A 17,896-nucleotide genomic window follows, 5' to 3' on the forward strand; every position below is an offset into this window, starting at 1 on the left:
GTCTGCCGTGACGATCAAGTGCGACTGGTACGAAACCGACAGCCGATTCATCCCCGGCCATTACCAAGCGGCAACGCTGATCGATCTGGCGTTGTCGCGGGGGATTGACAGCCACCGTCTGCTCAAGGGTACGGGGCTGTTCTATGAAGACATCATCGCGGGCAAGACCCGTCTGAGTCCCCGGCAATTCTTTACCCTGATCGGCAACGCCCGGCGCCAGATGGACGCCGACGACACCAGCTTTCTGTTTGGCCAGCGGTTGTTTCCCGGCCACTACGGCGCCGCCAGTCACGCCTTGCGACATGCACAGAATCTGCATCAGGCCCTGGAAATCCTGATTCGCCAGCAGGCATTGCTCAGCCCGTTGCTGACCCCTCGTCTGGAGCTGGACGAACAGCATGCCTACCTTTACTGGCTAGACAGTTGCGGCGCGGGTGAACAGCAGCGTTTTGTGCTGGAAGCCGGCATGACCGCTCTGGTCGCGATGAGTCATCTGCTGAGCGGGGAGCGCCTGCCCTGGGAATGCAGCTTCTGCCATGACGAGCCGCGCTACGTCGAACAATACTGGGTGCATCTTGGAGAACAGACTTCGTTCGGACGGCCGCTGGACATGATGCGTCTGCCACGGGAATGCCTGACCCGTCCATGGCCGGGCGCCTCGCCGATTGCCGGGCAGGTCGCGCAGCAGGAAGCCAGCGCGCAACTGGATGCACTGGGCATGCACGCCAGTCTGCTGGAGCGGATCCACCGACACTTGCGCGACAATGTGCGCGAGGCCTGCAGCCTGGATCAGGTCGCCCAGGCTTTCGCCATGAGCCCCGCTACCCTCAAACGCAAACTGCAGAAACACGGCACCAGCTTCCAGGCCCAGCACGACCTGGCCCGCAAGCATGTGGCGCTGTTCCTGTATCAGATCAAGGGCCTGAACAATGAAGCGGTCGCGGACTACCTGAACTTCAACGACCCCGCCAACTTCCGCCGTTCCTTCAAACGCTGGACCGGCAGCACGCCGAAACTGATCCGGCACCTGTTCAATTTCGACTGAAACGCCCTGAAAATGGCCCTTGCCCAGCTTTCATGAAGTTTTTTTAATTATTTTCTGAAAATTTCCCGCGCTGCTCCGTCCTTTGACTCGCATATAACATTGAGATCAATTCTCATTCAAAAATGCGGGCCTTTGCCCGTACGGGGACGTGGGATGACACCGAACACTCAGCCAGCGCGAAGCCTGGGCACAGCGATTCGCAAACACCTGAATCACGCCACACAACTCAGTGCCTTGAGCCTGTGCTGGATGATCAGCAGCCAGAGCGTCATGGCCAGCGAAGCGCTGAGCGAGCCTGAGCAGATCCTGCAAACCCGTCACAGTTTCGATATCTCGGTGCAAGAGCTTTCCGCTGCCCTGATCAGTTTCGGCCAGCAGAGCGGCCTGCAAGTGAGCGTCGACCCGGCCTTGCTGGGCAGCCGCTACTCCCAGGCCGTACAGGGCCAGATGAGCAGCGAACAGGCACTCGCCAAACTGCTGCATGGCACCGGCATCGGCTGGAACTACGAGCAAGGCAGCCTGGTGTTTCACCTGACCCAGACCAGCGGTCTGGGTGCACCCATGGAATTGCAGAGTACGGTGGTGCTGGGCGAACCCGAGGAAAACAGTTTCCAGGGTCAGACCGTCATCGGCCGCAAGGCCATTGAAGCGTTCCCCGGCGCCAACGGCGATATCACGACCCTGCTGCGCATGCACCCCAACGTGCAGTTCAACAACGCACAACAAAGCTCCAACTCGCCCGGTGAAATCGACCCGGCGGACGTCAGCATCAACGGCGCCAAGTTCTATCAGAACAATTTCATGATCGATGGTATCTCGATCAACAATGACCTCGATCCCGGCGAGCACGACTACAACTCGATTCGGCAATTCGACTCGGCCCCCAGCCGCTCCCATGGCATTGCGCTGGATGCCGACCTGCTTGAAGAAGTCCGGGTCTATGACAGCAACGTGCCTGCCGAATACGGTGGCTTCAACGGCGGCGTGGTAGACGCCATTACCCGCAAGCCGACACAGGAAATGCATGGCAAGATTTCGGCTTCGATGACCCGCTCGGAGTGGACCAAGTACCACATCAGTGGCGAGGACCAGGAAGGTTTCCAGACCTCTACCGACGAGCAATACCAACCGCAGTTCGAGAAAACGACGATACGCGGAACGCTTGAAGGTCATTTGACAGAGAACTTCGGGGCCATCCTCAACTTCTCCCAGAAGCGCGCCACCATTCCGCTGAATGTCTACGATAACGGCTACAGAAGTGAAACCAGCCCCAATACCAAAGACCAGACCCGACGCATCGATAACTACCTGCTCAAGACTTACTGGAACGCCAGCGAACGATTGAGCGTCGATACGTCGCTGACCTATGCGCCGCAGGAAAACTATTATTTCCGGGCCAACCGCATCAATTCCGGCTTCACCACCGAAGGCGGTGGTTTTCAGGGTTCGATCAATGCCAAGTGGCAAGGCGACAATGCCGTCTGGACCAATAAACTGGCCATTACCAACCTGACCAGTTCACGCGATGCCGAGTCAGACGACTACATCAACTGGTACTTCTCGACCGCAAAGAACTGGGGCAACCCCAACAGCAACACAGCCCGCAGCGCCGAGGGCTCATCCGGGTCGCTGGAACAGACCCAGCGTGGCATCACCTATAACACCAAGGCCGACTGGTTCCCGATCCAGATTGCAGGCACCACTCACAGCTTCACCACGGGAATGGAGCTGTCACAACAGGTCGCGACCTGGGAGCGTCTTGACGACGTGACCTCGGCAACGACATTCCGCCGGGACAATGGTCTCGTCTGCGCCGGTAACGATTCGCTCTGCTCGATCGGCAGGATGCTCAATGGCAACACCCGGCAATACGCAACACGGATGACCACCTATGAAGCCGGCAAGATTGAACTGACGGAAAACAAGTATGCATTTTTCGCTCAGGACAAGATTGAACTGGGCAAGCTGACCCTGCGCCCGGGCGTGCGCTTCGAGGGCGACGACTACATGGAGCAGAAGACTATCTCTCCACGGTTTTCCGGTGATTACGATCTCTTTGGTGACCGCAGCACCGTTCTGGTCTTTGGTGCCAACCGCTACTACGGCCGTAACCTGTTCAAGTACCGACTGGCAGACGGACGAGGCAGGCTCAACACCAGCTATGCCCGCGAAACCCAGACCGGCGCATGGGTCGGAACCCGGCAGGCCAGCACCAGCAAGTTCACCAGCCTGAACGTGCCGTATGACGACGAACTGACCCTGGGCATCGATCAGCGCTGGCTGGATACCGATTTTCGCCTGAAATATGTCAACCGCAAGGGCCGCGACAAGATCAATCGCTCAACGGCCCGTGTCCAGGGACTGGCATCCGAGGAAGGTTACGCGACCGAGTATTTCACCTACACCAACAAAGGCCAGAGCGAAAGCGACAACATCACACTGAGCATCACCCCGTTGCATGAACTCAAGTTCCAGGGCACCCGCACCAGCGTGCAGATGGCCTTCGACTGGTCGCGCACGCGCGATGCCTATGGCAATTATGACGATGCCATCAACTCCGAGTTGTATACCAACGAGGATGTGATCTACGACGGCAAACAGATGAAATACACCGAGTTGCCAGCCAGCAACTTCAATCGTCCCTGGACCGCCCGCATGACCACCATCACCGCGATCCCGCAACTGAACCTGACCTGGAGCAACTTCTTGCGCTATCGCGGCAGCTACGACCAGATCATCAGTACAGGTGATGACGTGACCATCGATGGCAAGGACTACTCCGTCTACGAAACCGCAACTGTAAAGGCAGCCCCGACCTGGGACATGCGCCTGGATTGGGAATTGCCCACCGGCAAGGACCAGGCTGCATTCGTTGCCGTGGACGTGACCAACGTGGCTGACAAGGTCAACCCGATAGTCAGCAACAGCGCTCGCACTACTTATGAGACCGGCCGCCAGTACTGGCTCGAAGTCGGCTACCGCTTCTGACCCTCCAGTAACCGATTGCCCAAACGCTTTAACCGAGATACCTGATGAAAAAGATATTCATGAGCCTGTCCGGCTTGCTGATGCTGAGCGCCTGCGCCCAGTTTCCCGGCAGCCCGCAACCCCAGACCTGGGACCCGCAGATCACTCGCGGCCATCTGACCAATGGCCTGGAATACCGCCTGGTACGTGAAACCGGCCAGCCGGGAAGAATCGATGTACGCCTGACCGTCAAGGCCGGTTCGGTGGATGAAGAAGACAATCAGGTGGGTGTCGCCCACATGGTCGAGCACCTGAACTTCTACAGCCATGCCGGACAGGCTGAAAACGTGCGCAGCCTGATGAATCAGTGGGGCTGGATTCAGGGCCGTAACTACAACGCCATGACCAACTACGACCGCACCCAGTACCTGCTCAGCCCTACAGGCGGCGCGGCGCAGACCGAACAGGCCTTGCAGGCACTCTCGATCCTGACCCTGGCGCATGACTACAACGCGGACAATCTGGAGCAGGAGCGTCCGATTGTCATCGAGGAGTGGCGCGGCGGCCTGGGTGTCGCCCAGCGCATGAACGAGCAACGCACCGCCTCGCAGCGCATCGGCTCGCGCTATCCGGAGCATCGCACCATCGGCAACGAAGCGGCGATTCGCTCGGCGACCCTGACCGAACTGCAGAACTTTGAAAAACGCTGGTATGTGCCCAACAACATGGTCCTGACCATTGTTGGCGACATCGATCCCGCCACCCTGCCCACCCGGATCGAACACTGGTTCGGCAAGGCAAAACCAGCCGACCTGCCCGAGAAAAGCTACCGGGAGTTGACCCTGGACAAACAGCTGAAGATCGTTCGTCTGCAAGACAGCCAGAGTGGCAGCAATCAGGTGGCCTTGCTGTTCCGCCTGCACGAGGCGCCCAGCCGTGCACCGACCCTGGACGGTTTGCGCGAACGCCTGATTGACCGGATTACCCTGTCACTGCTGCTTGACCAGTTGCGCCTGCAGCCTCGTGAGCCCGGCGTACGCACCCTGACCGTACAGAAAAGCCTGATCGGCGACTACTCCAGTGTCCTGGGCTTTGCCGCTGGCGTGGAAGGCGACGCACACGACGTAGCCCTGAAACAGCTGCTCACGGAAATCGAGCGCATCCGGCGCTTTGGCCTGCGCGACGCCGACCTCACGCGCGAGAAAGACAGCATTCGCGCCATCGCGCAAAAGATGCTGGATAAAAGCCCACAGCGTACCTTCGAGCAATGGGTCAACGACCTCAACGATGCCGCAAATCAGACCCGCATCGTGCTCCCCAAGCATGATATTGCCACGCAGTATCTGGCCGCACTCGACAGCATCGAACTCAAGGACCTGAACCAGCGCCTGAAAAGCTGGACCGACAGCCCGGACCGGGTTCTGCAACTGAGCGCTCCGGGCCTGAAACCGCTGTCACTGCCCACCGTTGAAGCCGTGAACGGTCTGATCACACACATCCACAGCAGCCAATTGGAAGCACCGCAAACCGCACCCGCCGCTGCCTCGCAAGAACCTGAAGCCCTGCCCGCAATACCTGCCGCATCGGCCAAGGGGCAGATCGTCAAGCGCAAGGCCTTTGCCGAACAAAAAGTCGAATACTGGCAGTTGAGCAATGGCGACCGTCTGGTCTGGCTCAAGCGCAATGGCGAGAATGGTCGACTGGTCATGCAGGCCGACTCCAGTGCCGGTTTCATGACCACCGAGATTCCTGCCTGGCGTAGCCAGATGGCAGCGCAGTTGGCCGGACAAAGCGCGCCGCATGGCTGGAACGAAGAGCAGATCCGCCGCTGGCGCAGCGAGCAAGGCGTAACCTTCTCCCTTGATCAGGAAGCCGGTCGCCTGCAACTGGACCTCTCGACCATCGACAACAAAAAAGACCTCCCCGCGCAGCAGCGCCTGCAGGCCTTGTTGCAGGCTTATCGCCTGAGCCAGACCTCCACCGACATCGACAGCGAGGCGCTTGAGGAAGCGCGCAACGAGTTGATCGAACGCATGTCGCGCAACACCGACAATGTCCGCGAACTCCAGGACAAGGCCCTGCGCACCCTGCAATATGGCCAGGACAACTGGCAGTCGCCAACCGTCGGCGACCTTCAGCGCCTGCAAAGCCAGGACCTGACGGCCGACTGGCAGCGCTTGAGCCAGGCGCCGGCGACCTACTACCTGATGGCCGATGTGGACGCCAGCGTTCTCCAGCCTCTGGTCGAGCAGGAACTGGCCGGGATCAGCCGCGGCAAGCCCCTGAAAACCAGCCAGCAACAGCAACGCAGCGGCTATCACGCTCAGGAACTGGCCATCGGTATCGAGCCGCGCGCAATGTTGTACGCGCACAGCTATCACGCTCGTGCCTGGACGCCCGAAGACGCGGCCCGCGTCTCCACCCTCAAGGATATTGCCCTCAGGGCCTTGAAGGAGCAGTTGCGCGGTGAAGCATCGGGCGTCTATCGCCTGACTTTCGACAGCTCGCTCAACCAACAGACCCAGCGTATCGAAAGCCGCCTGAACTTCAGCAGCGATCCGGCCCGTGTCGAAGAGCTTTGGCAGATGGCCAGGACCACACTTGCCAAACTGCCGAAAAACATCAGCGAGAAAGACATCGTTGCTGCGCGCAAGAGCCTCATCCAGCAGGAAAAACTGCGCCGCGACGATCCGCAGACCCAGATGCGCCGCCTGATTCTCAGTGATCGTTATTGGGGGGATCCGCGCTACCTGAGCCAGCAACAGCAATTGACCCAAGCCTTGACCGTGCCAGCGCTCAAGCGCCTGGCCGGTGAGTTGTTCGACCCGCAGAACCTGGTCCAGTTGCGCCTGCTGCCTGCGCCGAAAAGCGTGGTCGCCGGGCAATGAAAACCCTGAGAACCTTCTACGCCCTGGCCAGCCCTTACTGGCTGGACCGCAGGCAATGGCTGTCCTGGGTGTTGCTGCTCAGCGTGATTGGCATGGGCCTGCTGGTGGTGCAGATCAACGTCTGGATCAACGCCTGGAGCAAGACGTTCTACGACACTCTGGGCGAGTTCAAGACCGAAGCGCTGTACGCCCTGATGGGCCAGTACTGCATGTACATCGCCGGCTACGTGGTGATCGTTGTCTATCTGGAATGGCTGCGCAAGGCGCTGGTTTTGCGCTGGCGCCGGGCAATGACCAAGACCACCATCGACGCCTGGATGCAGGGCCAGGCCTACTATCGCCTGGGCCTGACCGGCGAACCGGATAACCCGGACCAACGAATTGCCGAGGATGTGGACCTGCTGGTGGATCGTAGCGTCGAGTTGCTGGCGTCGTTCATCATCAATCTGGCTCAGGTGCTGGCCTTCGCTGGCGTGCTGTGGAACCTGTCGGGCGTCCTGAACTTCCAGGTGCTCGGCCATGACATCACCATTCACGGCTATCTGCTGTGGGCGGCGGTGCTCTATACCATCGTGGGTACCGCCTTCACTCACTTCCTCGGCAGCCCTCTGCAACCGCTGAACTTCCAGCAGCAGCGTTATGAAGCGGACTTTCGCGCCAGCCTGCTGCGCAAGCGCGACCATGCCGAGCAGATTGCCCTGTACGGCGGTGAAGCCGCTGAAAAGCGCCAACTGGGCGAACGCTTCGAGTTCATCGCCGGCAACTGGTGGCAGTTGATGGAGCGGATGCGCAAGCTGCAGTTCTTCACGGTGAGCTACGACCGGATCAGCCGGATCATCCCGGTGTTCGCCGCCCTGCCCGCCTTTCTTGCCAAGACCATCACCCTCGGTGGCCTGATGCAGATCCGCAGTGCCTTTACTGCGGTACAGGGCTCGCTCAGTTGGTTTATCGATGTCTATCCGCGACTGGCCGCATGGAGCGCTACTGTGGAACGTCTCGGCCAGTTCCAGCAGGCCATCGAGACTACCCGCAGCCAGGTGCGCGATATCGAGCGTACGACCGCGCTGCGCATAGAGGACCTGCAAATCCATCGTCCCGACGGCAGCGTGTTGCTCGACAACATCAATGCCAGCGCCACGGCAGGCGAATGGCTGCGCATCGAAGGTCGCAGCGGTCTGGGCAAGTCCACCCTGCTGCGCACACTGCAAGGTTTGTGGCCCTACTATCGCGGAAACTGGGAACTGCCCGGAGGATCGAGCCTGCTGATTCCGCAGCAGCCTTATCTGCCGGAAATGCCGCTGCGCCAGTTGCTGATTTACCCGGCAACCGAATGCCCGTCCGATGCACGCCTGATTGAAGTGCTGCATCTGGTCGGCCTGACGAAGCTGGAGCATCGTCTGGAACAGCAGAGCGAATGGACCCGCGAGCTGTCCGGTGGCGAACAACAGCGCCTGGGCCTGGCCCGTGCGCTGCTGTATGCGCCAAAGACACTGTATCTGGACGAAGCGACCAATCAACTGGATGACCAGAGCGCCTGCCATCTGCTCAATGTCATCCGCCAGCAACTGCCCGATACCCTGGTGATCGGCATCAGCCATCAACCCAGTGTGGCCACTCTGTTCCAGCGCAGCCTGAATCTGCAGGCCAGCCCTTCTGCGCAAACCACAGCCTCGCCTGCCTGACCCCGCCTGAAAAGCCGGGAGCACTTGCTCCCGGAACCCCTCTCTCCCCGCTCAAGAAGTATGACGACACAGAGATCACCTTTCCTGATCTGTATGATGACGTGCGTAAAAACCGCATAAAACCCAGCTCAAACCTTAAAAATATAAAATAGTCATCACACCACTATTGACCATATCCAGGAATTCTGTAAATAATCGACCCAACGTTGTATGACGACATACGAATAACCCTCTTATAAATACAAGACCAATGAAGGCCACCATGAAAATCACTTCCGTCAGTGTCGATGTCTTTTCCTACCCCTCGCGACGCGCTGTAGACAGCGCCGGCCACGCCCATCCCGGCGAAGAAAAACCGGTCAGAATGGGTATGCTGCGCATCGCCTGTGACGATGGCAGCGAAGGCTTTTCCTTCGGCGCACCCGAGCTGATTCGTCCGCACATCATCGAGTCGTTCGTGAAAAAGGTGCTGATCGGCCAGAACCCGATGAACCGCGAGAAGATCTGGCAGGAACTGGCGCACTGGCAACGTGGCAGCGCCAGCCAGTTCACCGATCGTGCCCTGGCCCTGGTGGAACAGGCTTTGTGGGATCTGGCCGGACGCGCACTCAAGCAACCCGTGCACAGATTGCTGGGCGGCTATCGCGACAAGGTGCTGGCCTACGGTTCGACCATGTGCGGCGATGATCTGCCGGGCGGCCTTTCCACGCCGGATGAATACGGCCAGTTCGCTGAAAAGCTGGTGCAACGCGGCTACAAGGGCATCAAGCTGCACACCTGGATGCCGCCGATCTCCTTCGCTCCCAACCCGCAGATGGATGTTCAGGCCTGTGCCGCCGTGCGTGAAGCGGTAGGTCCGGATATCGCCCTGATGCTCGACGGTTACCACTGGTACAGCCGCACCGACGCTCTTTATATAGGCCGCGAACTGCAGAAGCTCGACTTCGCCTGGTTCGAGGAGCCGATGATGGAAGACTCCAGCGAGTCCTACGCCTGGCTCGCGGCAAACCTGGACATTCCGGTGCTCGGCCCGGAAAGCATCGCCGGCAAATACCACAGCCGCGCCAGCTGGGTGACCAACAAGGCCTGCGATATCCTGCGCGCCGGCGTGGCAGGAGTTGGCGGTATCGGCCCATGCATGAAAGTCGCGCATCTGGCCGAATCGTTCGGCATGGATTGCGAAGTCCACGGCAACGGCGCAGCCAACCTGAATGTGGTCGGCGCGATCAGCAACTGCCGCTGGTACGAGCGCGGCCTGCTGCATCCGTTCCTTGAATACGATGAGGTTCCGGCCTACCTCAACACCCTGGTCGACCCCATGGACAGCGACGGCTTCGTGCATCTTTCCGAGCAGCCGGGACTGGGCGAAGACATCAACTTCAGTTATATCGAGACGCACACCCTAGAACGTTACTGAACCGGCTGTACCACGAGGGGCGATCAGAGCGCCCCTCGTCAAAGTGTCTTTATAAATATAAAAAAGGACCGCCCCCATGAAACTCTGGCCCAAGCGCCTGCCCTGGCTGCTATGCCTCGCCCTCACGGCGACATTTCTGCACACCCCGCCTGCCACCGCACGCGGAGAAACGCCTGTCGATCAACTGGTGATCGGCATGAGCATGATCAACCTGCTGTCCCTGGACCCCGCTGGCGCAACCGGCCTTGAGGTGTCCGAGGTCAACTCCAATGTCTACGACATGCTCCTTGAACAGGACGCCGCCCGCCCGGACCAGTTGATTCCGGCACTGGCCGAGCGCTGGGAAGTCAGCCCGGACCGCATGCGCCTCACCTTTCACCTGCGCCCCGGCGTCACTTTCCACTCCGGCAATCCGCTGACCGCCCAGGATGTCGCCTGGTCGCTGCAGCGTGTGGTCACCCTCAACAAAGCCCTCGCCTCGACCTGGAAAGCCTACGGCTATACCGTACAGAACGTCAGCCAGTTGATGCGCGCCGAAGGGCCGTCGACCTTTGTGCTCGACCTGCCCAAGGCCACCGATCCGCTGCTGGTGCTCAATACCCTGGCAACCTCTCCGAGCGCCTTTGTCATCGACCGCGTCACCGCACTGCAACATGCCAACGGTGACGATCAGGGCGCTGCCTGGCTGACCACTCACACTGCCGGTTCCGGAGCTTTCAAACTGGATATCTGGCGCGCCAACGACGTGATCCTGATGACCCGCTTCGATCAATACTGGCGCGGTCCGGCCAAGATGCGTCGGGTAATCATGCGCAACATGACCGAGTCCCAGGCCCTGCGCCTGATGGTCGAACGCGGCGATCTGGATGTGGCACGCGGCATGGCCGCCACCGACATCAAGGCCCTGACCCGCTCCGATGAAGTCAGCGTGCAGACCATCCCCCGCGGAACCCTGTATTACATCGCGCTGAGCATGGAACAGCCGCTGTTCCAGGACATCCGGGTGCGGCAGGCGATTCGTTCGCTGATCGATTATCAGGGCATCAACAACGTGGTGATGCCACATTACGGCCTGATCAACCAGCGTCCACTGCAACTGGGCCTGGCTGCCCGCCTGGACGATCCCGGCTACCAGTTGAACGTCGCCCAGGCCAAGCGCCTGCTGGCCGAAGCCGGGCATGCCGATGGCTTCAAGATCACTATTCGCTCGCTGACCGACTCGCCTTTCATCAACATCGCCACCAGCCTGCAATCCACCCTGGCCCAGGCCGGCATCCAGGCAACGATCATCACCGGCACCGGCAACCAGATCTACGGTGCCATGCGCGATCGTCGCTTCGACATTCTGGTCGGGCGTGGCGGTGGCGGCGCAGAACGCCATCCGCACTCCAGCCTGCGGGCACTGGTCTACAACCCGGATAACCGCGAGCAGGCCAAACTGAGCAACTTCCAGGGCTGGCGCACTTCGTTCTACAACGCCGAGATCAATCAGTTGATCGAGCAGGCCGAGCAGGAGCGCGACAGCGCAAGACAGCTCAGCCTCTACCAGCGCATCCAGACGCTCTACGACCAGAAGGCAGGTCCCATCATGCCGGTCTCGCAAATGACCGACGAGGTGGTGATCCACGCCGATGTCCGCCAATACCTGGGCCACAGCGCAGCCACCACGCGCCTGCGGGATGTCTACAAGCAACGCTGACCTCATGGGTTCAACGAAGGCAGGAATCATTATGTCGAGTGCATCATTTTCACTTTTGAGCAGTCGGGTCGCCAACGGCACCCGGCGCGGCGGATCAGTGGCGGCGACCCTGTTCGGACTGCTTTTGCTCACTTTCTTCATCGGCCGGGTCATGCCCCTGGACCCGGTGCTGGCCATTGTCGGACCTGACGCCGACGCTGCCGCCTACGCCCAGGCCTATCAGGAGCTGGGCCTGGACAAGCCGCTCTGGACCCAGTTCGGCCTGTACCTCAAGGACCTGCTGCACGGCGATCTGGGCAATGCCCTGCTCACCGGTCACCCGGTGATCGATGACATCGCCCGGGTCTTCCCGGCCACTCTGGAACTGGCGACCCTGGCAATCCTGTTCGGGATACTGGTCGGCCTGCCACTGGGCGTATATGCCGCAACCCATCAGGGCCGTACAGGCGACCACATTGCGCGGGTCATTACCCTGTTCGGCTACTCCACGCCGATCTTCTGGCTGGGCATGATGGCTTTCCTGGTGTTCTACGCCTGGCTGGGCTGGGCCGGCGGCGTCGGGCGGATCGGCCTGGCCTATGACGGGCTGATCGAAACCCGTTCCGGGCTGCTGTTGATCGACACGGCACTGTCCGGCGACTGGGAGGCGTTTCGCAGCGCCCTGCGCCATATCCTGCTGCCGGCCGTGATCCTCAGCTTCAACTCGGTGGCCTATATCAGCCGCATGACCCGCAGTTTCATGCTTGAGCAGTTGTCGCAGGAATACATCATCACTGCGCGGGTCAAGGGCTTGTCGCAGCGCCGGATCGTCTGGGGCCATGCCTTCCGCAATATCCGCGTGCAGTTGCTGACCATCGTTGCCCTGGCCTATGGCGGCCTGCTCGAAGGCGCGGTGCTGATCGAAACCGTCTTTGCCTGGCCTGGCTTCGGCCAGTACCTGACCAGCAGCCTGCTGCTGGGCGACATGAATGCGGTGATGGCCTGTGTGCTGCTGATCGGTCTGATCTTCGTGATCCTCAATCAGGTCAGCGATGCCCTCTATAAAGTCTTCGATCCGAGAACCCGCTGATGAATACTTCTATTGCAAGCAGCGCCAAACCCATGATCCAGGCACCCACTTCCAGCCTTGCGGCCTTTGCCAGCAGTTGCTCGCGGCTGTTGCGCTTCCTGCTGCGCAACCCGATGACCCTGGCGGGCCTGATCGTGATCGGCACCCTGATGGTGGTGGCCCTCCTCGCGCCATGGATCGCCACCCACGACCCGCTCGCCCAGGACCTGTCGGCCGCCCTGCGCACGCCGGGCGCGGAGAACTGGTTCGGCACCGACGAATACGGCCGCGACGTGTTCAGTCGCCTGGTCTACGGCTCGCGCATCACCCTGTACATCGTGATGCTGGTGACCGTGATCGTCGGCCCGATCGGCCTGCTGATCGGCACGGTGTCCGGTTATTTCGGTGGCTGGGTCGACAGCCTGTTCATGCGTATCACCGACATCTTCATCTCGTTCCCAAGCCTGGTTCTGGCGCTGGCATTCATTGCTGCACTCGGTCCGGGCCTGGAGCATGCAGTCATTGCCATTGCCCTCACCGCCTGGCCGCCCATCGCCCGCCTGGCGCGGGCCGAAACCCTGTCGCTGCGTAATGCCGACTTCGTGGTGGCGGTCAAACTGCAAGGTGCATCGGCGCTGCGCATCATTGCCCGCCACATCATTCCGATGTGCCTGTCCTCGGTGATCATCCGCCTGACCATGAACATGGCTAGCATCATCCTCACCGCCGCCGCGCTGGGCTTCCTCGGCCTGGGAGCCCAGGCACCGTTGCCGGAATGGGGCGCGATGATTTCCAGCGGACGCCGTTACATGCTGGAAAGCTGGTGGCTGGTAGCAGCTCCCGGCGCAACGATCATGCTGGTCAGCCTGGCGTTCAACCTGCTGGGTGACGGCCTGCGCGATGTTCTAGACCCACGCAGCGAATAACAAAAACAAGGTAAAAGCCATGTCACAGATAAAGCTTGCGGTAGAAGACTTGCGCGTCGAATTCACCAATGCCGGCAAGACCACGGCAGCGGTACGCGATGTGTCGTTCAATCTGGGCCGGGAAAAACTGGCAATCGTCGGCGAATCCGGCTCCGGCAAGTCCACGGTGGGCCGCAGCCTGTTGCGCCTGCATCCTGCAACGGCGCGGATCAGCGCCAAGACCCTGCGCTTCGGCGATATCGACCTGCTCGGCTGCAGCGAAAAACAGATCCAGGGCATTCGCGGTCAGCGCATGTCGATGATCATGCAAGACCCGAAATACTCGCTGAACCCGGTGATCAAGGTCGGCGAGCAGATTGCCGAGGCTTATCTGGCGCACCACAAGGTGTCCGCCCGCGAGGCCCGCGAACGCACCCTCGACATGCTCGCCAAGGTGCATATCCGCGACCCGGCACGGGTTTACGAGCTCTATCCGCATGAGGTATCCGGCGGCATGGGCCAGCGGATCATGATTGCCATGATGGTGATCACCGACCCGCAAGTGATCATCGCCGACGAGCCGACTTCGGCCCTCGATGTCTCGGTGCGGCGCCAGGTTCTGAATGTGCTGGAAGAACTGGTCAGCGAACGCGACCTGGGGCTGATCTTCATCAGCCATGACCTGAATCTGGTGCGACACTTCTGCGACCGGGTGCTGGTGATGTACGCCGGACGGGTCGTCGAATCCCTGGCTGCCAGCGAACTGGACCACGCCCGGCATCCGTACACCCAGGGCCTGCTCGCCGCCCTGCCCAGCCTGGATCGTCCGCGCGCCAGCCTGCCGGTCCTGCAACGCGATCCCCTTTGGCTCACTCACTGAGAATGTTCCCATGGCAATGATCGAAGTCGATTCACTGAACCTGAGCTTTGGTACCGGCCCGGGGCTGAATCAGGTTCTGCGCGACGTCAACCTGCAAGTCGAGCAGGGTCAGTCGTTCGGGCTGGTTGGCGAGTCCGGTTCGGGCAAGACCACCGTCCTGCGCTGCCTGGCCGGGCAGTACCAGCACTGGAGCGGCAGACTGAGCGTAGCCGGGCAAGCGGTAAGCCGGCACCTGGACGCCAGCCATTACCGGACCGTGCAAATGGTCTTTCAGGACCCCTATGCCTCGCTGCACCCGCGCCACACCATCGATGCCGCGCTCAAGGAGCCTCTGAGCATCCATCGCATCGGCGAGCGCGACCGGCGCGTCTGCGACGTGCTGTCCCGGGTCGGCCTCAACGACAGCTTCCGCTTTCGTTATCCGCACCAACTGTCCGGCGGCCAGCGCCAGCGCGTGGCCATCGCCAGGGCGCTGATTCTCGAACCGCGGGTCCTGCTGCTGGATGAGCCTACTTCGGCGCTGGACGTTTCGGTGCAGGCCGAAATCCTCAACCTGCTGGCCGATCTGCGCCAGCAGCAAGGCCTCACCTACCTGATGGTGACCCACGACCTGGGCGTCGTTGCGCACCTGTGCGACCGGGTGGCGGTGATGCAGCAGGGCCAGATCCTGGAAACCCTCGACAGCAGCCAACTGGTCAACAACCAGGCGCAGCACGAGTATTCACGATTATTGATCCAGGCCAGCCGCGACATGGACGTACGCCTTACCGGCTGAACGATCGTCGCCTGACGGCCTGAAAAACCGAACCCCGCTGACAGCGTGATCCTGGCCGAAATGGCTGCGGGATTCGGCTGCCCGCGATTTGCTCCAACACACCCAAAACTTCAATCAAACAAGAATAAAAAAATGAAAAAATCAATCGCTCTGCTCTCCCTCACCGCCCTGTTGCCCTGCTCCTGGAGCTACGCCGACAGCGGCTATATCAACTACCGCCACCAATATGCGGAAAGCACCCGCATGCACTCCGACCGGGTCAAGTTCGGCACACGCCTGGACAGCGGCTGGGGCTTTGAAGGTGAACTGAAGTACAAGACTGCGGGCGACCGTCAGGACGTGGCCTTCGACAACACCGTCGGCAACGGGCATGAACTGACGATCAGCTACCAGCACAAGCTCAACGACAGATGGACCCTGACCCCGTCCCTGGCCCTGGAAAGCATCGAGAAGTCGACGTCCTACAAGACCGGCCTCAAGGTGGGCTACAAAGTCACTGACGCGCTGAGCATTTCCGGCCGCTACCGCTATGACTCGATCAAGCTGGACCGGGACAGAGTCAACGAATCCATGCCCGATAACGCGATGGATAACCAGTCGATCAATCGCTACGACATCTGGGTCAACTATGCGACCAAGGGACCGTGGACCTATGAATACCAACTCACCTACTTCGACGCCGACTACATCCGTTACGACAACGGCACCAGCGACTACGAGCAGAATGCGGCGTTCAAATACCGCTGGAGCAAGCAATGGGTGCCGTTCTTCGAGATCGGCGATATCAAGGTCGATTCCGAGAGTGACAAGCGCCAGTTAAGGCTGCGGGTCGGGGTCCAGTACAACTTCCTTTGATCCACAGACTGGACTGTGGACGCACCGCTGCAGGAGGCACCGCAGTGTTTCTGACACTGCGCTGTCGCTCAGCAGGCAGAAGGTCTGTTGGACCGGATTTATCCGGGAAGACATTCTTTCTGACGACACAAATACTGTGAATGTATGGGCCTCCTCGCGGATGAATCCGCTCCTGCCCAGACTGGGTGAAAACTACTGCACTCGGCCAGGCTGCGTTGAACTACTCGCTATACAGCGCCTGGGTTCGACGCAGGCGCATGCGGCTGCCGTTCAGGTGCAGGTACATGGCGGCTCTGGCTGCATCCACATTGCCTTCGGCAATCGCGTTATAGATCTGCCGGTGCTCGGCGTTGATCCCGGCCAGATAGGCGCTGCGATCACTCTGGCCGGTGTAGGCCGAGTTCATCCGGGTGCGCGGAATCAGCTTGGTGCCCAGATGCTTCATGATATCGATCAGATAGGCATTGCCCGACGCCTTGGCGATCTTCAGGTGAAACTGGAAGTCGGCATTGATCGTGGTCCCGGACTTTTCCGGCCCTTCAAGCAGCGCATCGAATGCCCGCTTGAGTTCCAGCAAGGCCTCGGGGCTGCGGCGCCGGGCGGCCAGCCCTGCTGCCTCGACCTCCAGGCTGATGCGAAACTCCAGCAGGTTAAGCACATCGGACACCGTCGCGATGGTCGCAGGCCCTACCGAAAAGCCTTCAGGCGGTGGCATATCGAGCACAAACGTGCCAACCCCGTGCCGCGTCTCGACCAACCCTGCCGCCTGCATCCGCGAGAGCGCATCGCGAACCACCGTGCGACTGACCCCTTCGGCTTCCATGATATGGATCTCGGAAGGCAGCTTTTCGCCACGCTGAAGCACGCCATCGCGCATGCGCTGGGCAAAACGGTCGACCAGGGTTTCAGCCAGGCGGCGATGGTTTTTCTGCGAGGAAAGGGCGTTGTCCGACATTGCAGCCTCAGTTCGATCGAATGCAGCAGTATAGGCCGCGATAGCGCCACAAAACACATCATTACTACGGTTATACTCAGCCACCCGACATGGACCCGATCAGCCCGCCTATGGAACACCCTTCCTCCCCTTCAGGCCGCCGCTCCAGCCTGACCCAGCAATTGGTCGCCGAGTTCTCGCGCAAGATTCGCGAGGGCGAGATCAAGAGTGGCGAAAAGCTGCCGACCGAGCAGGTCATCATCCGGGAAACGGGTGTCAGCCGCACGGTGGTTCGCGAGGCGATGTCGCGCCTGCAGGCCGAAGGACTGGTGGAAACCCGCCATGGCATCGGGACCTTCGTGGTCGACGCTTCGCGTCCGCGGGATTTCCAGATTCCACAAATCGCGGCCGGAAATCCCCCTGACGCGGCGGCAATCATAGAGCTGCGCCTGAGCCTGGAACCGGAGTCCGCCGCGCTGGCCGCCCAGCGCCGCACCCCGCAACAGCTGGATACCATCCGCCAGGCACTCGATGAGCTGCATCGTTGCGCCGAGGCCGGCATCGATACGTTCCAGGCCGACTTCGAGTTTCATCGCGCCATCGTGCAGTGCACCGCCAACAGTTTCTTTACCGATGTCATGAATCAACTGGGCCACAGCATCCTGCCCCGCGCACAGGTCGGCTTCGGCAATGTCCCGGCGCTTGAGCTCCTGGATGACCCGGATATTCAGCAGCGTGAGCAGGAACAGCTCTATTCGGCCATTGCCCACCAGGATCGCGATGCCGCCCGGGCGGCAATGC

The 17,896-nt window shown here is 60.6% G+C and carries 13 protein-coding genes; 12 read left to right on the top strand and 1 reads right to left on the bottom strand.

What is annotated here, in order from left to right:
- Nucleotides 1–7 precede the first annotated feature (7 nt).
- The 11 genes from ALQ04_RS24775 to ALQ04_RS24825 all read left to right on the top strand — a co-directional run bounded on the left by ALQ04_RS24775 (nucleotide 8) and on the right by ALQ04_RS24825 (nucleotide 16,161).
- Nucleotides 8–1,045: an AraC family transcriptional regulator gene (locus tag ALQ04_RS24775; protein ID WP_122318466.1), complete on the top strand. Its 1,038-nt coding sequence runs from the start codon at nucleotides 8–10 to the stop codon at nucleotides 1,043–1,045.
- A gap of 153 nt (nucleotides 1,046–1,198) precedes the next feature.
- Nucleotides 1,199–4,033, top strand: a complete 2,835-nt coding sequence (locus tag ALQ04_RS24780; protein ID WP_122318467.1) for a TonB-dependent receptor — start codon at nucleotides 1,199–1,201, stop codon at nucleotides 4,031–4,033.
- A gap of 44 nt (nucleotides 4,034–4,077) precedes the next feature.
- On the top strand, nucleotides 4,078–6,900 hold the full coding sequence (locus ALQ04_RS24785; RefSeq protein WP_122318468.1) for a M16 family metallopeptidase: 2,823 nt from the start codon (nucleotides 4,078–4,080) through the stop codon (nucleotides 6,898–6,900).
- On the top strand, nucleotides 6,897–8,582 hold the full coding sequence (locus ALQ04_RS24790) for an ABC transporter ATP-binding protein/permease (protein ID WP_122318469.1): 1,686 nt from the start codon (nucleotides 6,897–6,899) through the stop codon (nucleotides 8,580–8,582). Before ALQ04_RS24785 ends, ALQ04_RS24790 begins: the two co-directional genes overlap by 4 nt.
- 262 nt (nucleotides 8,583–8,844) lie before the next feature.
- Nucleotides 8,845–9,999, top strand: coding sequence for a mandelate racemase family protein (locus ALQ04_RS24795; RefSeq protein WP_183142272.1), 1,155 nt, complete (start codon nucleotides 8,845–8,847; stop codon nucleotides 9,997–9,999).
- 76 nt (nucleotides 10,000–10,075) lie between these two features.
- Complete coding sequence (locus ALQ04_RS24800) at nucleotides 10,076–11,698, top strand: ABC transporter substrate-binding protein (RefSeq protein ID WP_122318471.1); 1,623 nt, start codon at nucleotides 10,076–10,078, stop codon at nucleotides 11,696–11,698.
- Between the two features lie 31 nt (nucleotides 11,699–11,729).
- Nucleotides 11,730–12,767, top strand: a complete 1,038-nt coding sequence (locus tag ALQ04_RS24805) for an ABC transporter permease (RefSeq protein WP_122318472.1) — start codon at nucleotides 11,730–11,732, stop codon at nucleotides 12,765–12,767.
- Nucleotides 12,767–13,672, top strand: coding sequence for an ABC transporter permease (locus ALQ04_RS24810; protein ID WP_122318473.1), 906 nt, complete (start codon nucleotides 12,767–12,769; stop codon nucleotides 13,670–13,672). Before ALQ04_RS24805 ends, ALQ04_RS24810 begins: the two co-directional genes overlap by 1 nt.
- Before the next feature lie 19 nt (nucleotides 13,673–13,691).
- Entirely contained in the window at nucleotides 13,692–14,531 is an 840-nt protein-coding gene (locus ALQ04_RS24815) for an ABC transporter ATP-binding protein (protein WP_122318474.1), read from the top strand.
- A gap of 10 nt (nucleotides 14,532–14,541) precedes the next feature.
- Nucleotides 14,542–15,306 carry an ABC transporter ATP-binding protein gene (locus ALQ04_RS24820; protein WP_122318475.1) on the top strand — a complete coding sequence of 255 codons (765 nt, stop codon included), beginning with the start codon at nucleotides 14,542–14,544 and terminating at the stop codon, nucleotides 15,304–15,306.
- A 132-nt stretch (nucleotides 15,307–15,438) separates the two neighbouring features.
- Entirely contained in the window at nucleotides 15,439–16,161 is a 723-nt protein-coding gene (locus tag ALQ04_RS24825; protein ID WP_122318476.1) for an oligogalacturonate-specific porin KdgM family protein, read from the top strand.
- A 220-nt stretch (nucleotides 16,162–16,381) separates the two neighbouring features.
- Here the strand turns inward: ALQ04_RS24825 and ALQ04_RS24830 are convergent, their stop codons facing one another.
- The gene (locus tag ALQ04_RS24830; protein WP_122318477.1) at nucleotides 16,382–17,116 is read right to left on the bottom strand and encodes a FadR/GntR family transcriptional regulator; all 735 of its coding nucleotides are present in this window, start codon (nucleotides 17,114–17,116) and stop codon (nucleotides 16,382–16,384) included.
- Between the two features lie 110 nt (nucleotides 17,117–17,226).
- Here ALQ04_RS24830 and ALQ04_RS24835 point away from each other — a divergent pair.
- On the top strand, nucleotides 17,227–17,896 hold a 670-nt coding region (locus ALQ04_RS24835; RefSeq protein ID WP_147466629.1), incomplete at its 3' end, for a FadR/GntR family transcriptional regulator.

The sequence above is a fragment of the Pseudomonas cichorii genome (assembly GCF_003700275.1).
Taxonomy (GTDB): domain Bacteria; phylum Pseudomonadota; class Gammaproteobacteria; order Pseudomonadales; family Pseudomonadaceae; genus Aquipseudomonas; species Aquipseudomonas cichorii_B.

Excerpts from the sequence above, each read along its gene's own strand:
- ALQ04_RS24780 (WP_122318467.1), top strand. The coding sequence starts at position 1,199 with ATGACACCGAACACTCAGCCAGCGCGAAGCCTGGGCACAGCGATTCGC.
- ALQ04_RS24830 (WP_122318477.1), bottom strand. The coding sequence starts at position 17,116 with ATGTCGGACAACGCCCTTTCCTCGCAGAAAAACCATCGCCGCCTGGCT.
- ALQ04_RS24795 (WP_183142272.1), top strand. The coding sequence starts at position 8,845 with ATGAAAATCACTTCCGTCAGTGTCGATGTCTTTTCCTACCCCTCGCGA.
- ALQ04_RS24820 (WP_122318475.1), top strand. The coding sequence starts at position 14,542 with ATGGCAATGATCGAAGTCGATTCACTGAACCTGAGCTTTGGTACCGGC.
- ALQ04_RS24800 (WP_122318471.1), top strand. The coding sequence starts at position 10,076 with ATGAAACTCTGGCCCAAGCGCCTGCCCTGGCTGCTATGCCTCGCCCTC.
- ALQ04_RS24805 (WP_122318472.1), top strand. The coding sequence starts at position 11,730 with ATGTCGAGTGCATCATTTTCACTTTTGAGCAGTCGGGTCGCCAACGGC.
- ALQ04_RS24815 (WP_122318474.1), top strand. The coding sequence starts at position 13,692 with ATGTCACAGATAAAGCTTGCGGTAGAAGACTTGCGCGTCGAATTCACC.
- ALQ04_RS24825 (WP_122318476.1), top strand. The coding sequence starts at position 15,439 with ATGAAAAAATCAATCGCTCTGCTCTCCCTCACCGCCCTGTTGCCCTGC.
- ALQ04_RS24785 (WP_122318468.1), top strand. The coding sequence starts at position 4,078 with ATGAAAAAGATATTCATGAGCCTGTCCGGCTTGCTGATGCTGAGCGCC.
- ALQ04_RS24810 (WP_122318473.1), top strand. The coding sequence starts at position 12,767 with ATGAATACTTCTATTGCAAGCAGCGCCAAACCCATGATCCAGGCACCC.
- ALQ04_RS24790 (WP_122318469.1), top strand. The coding sequence starts at position 6,897 with ATGAAAACCCTGAGAACCTTCTACGCCCTGGCCAGCCCTTACTGGCTG.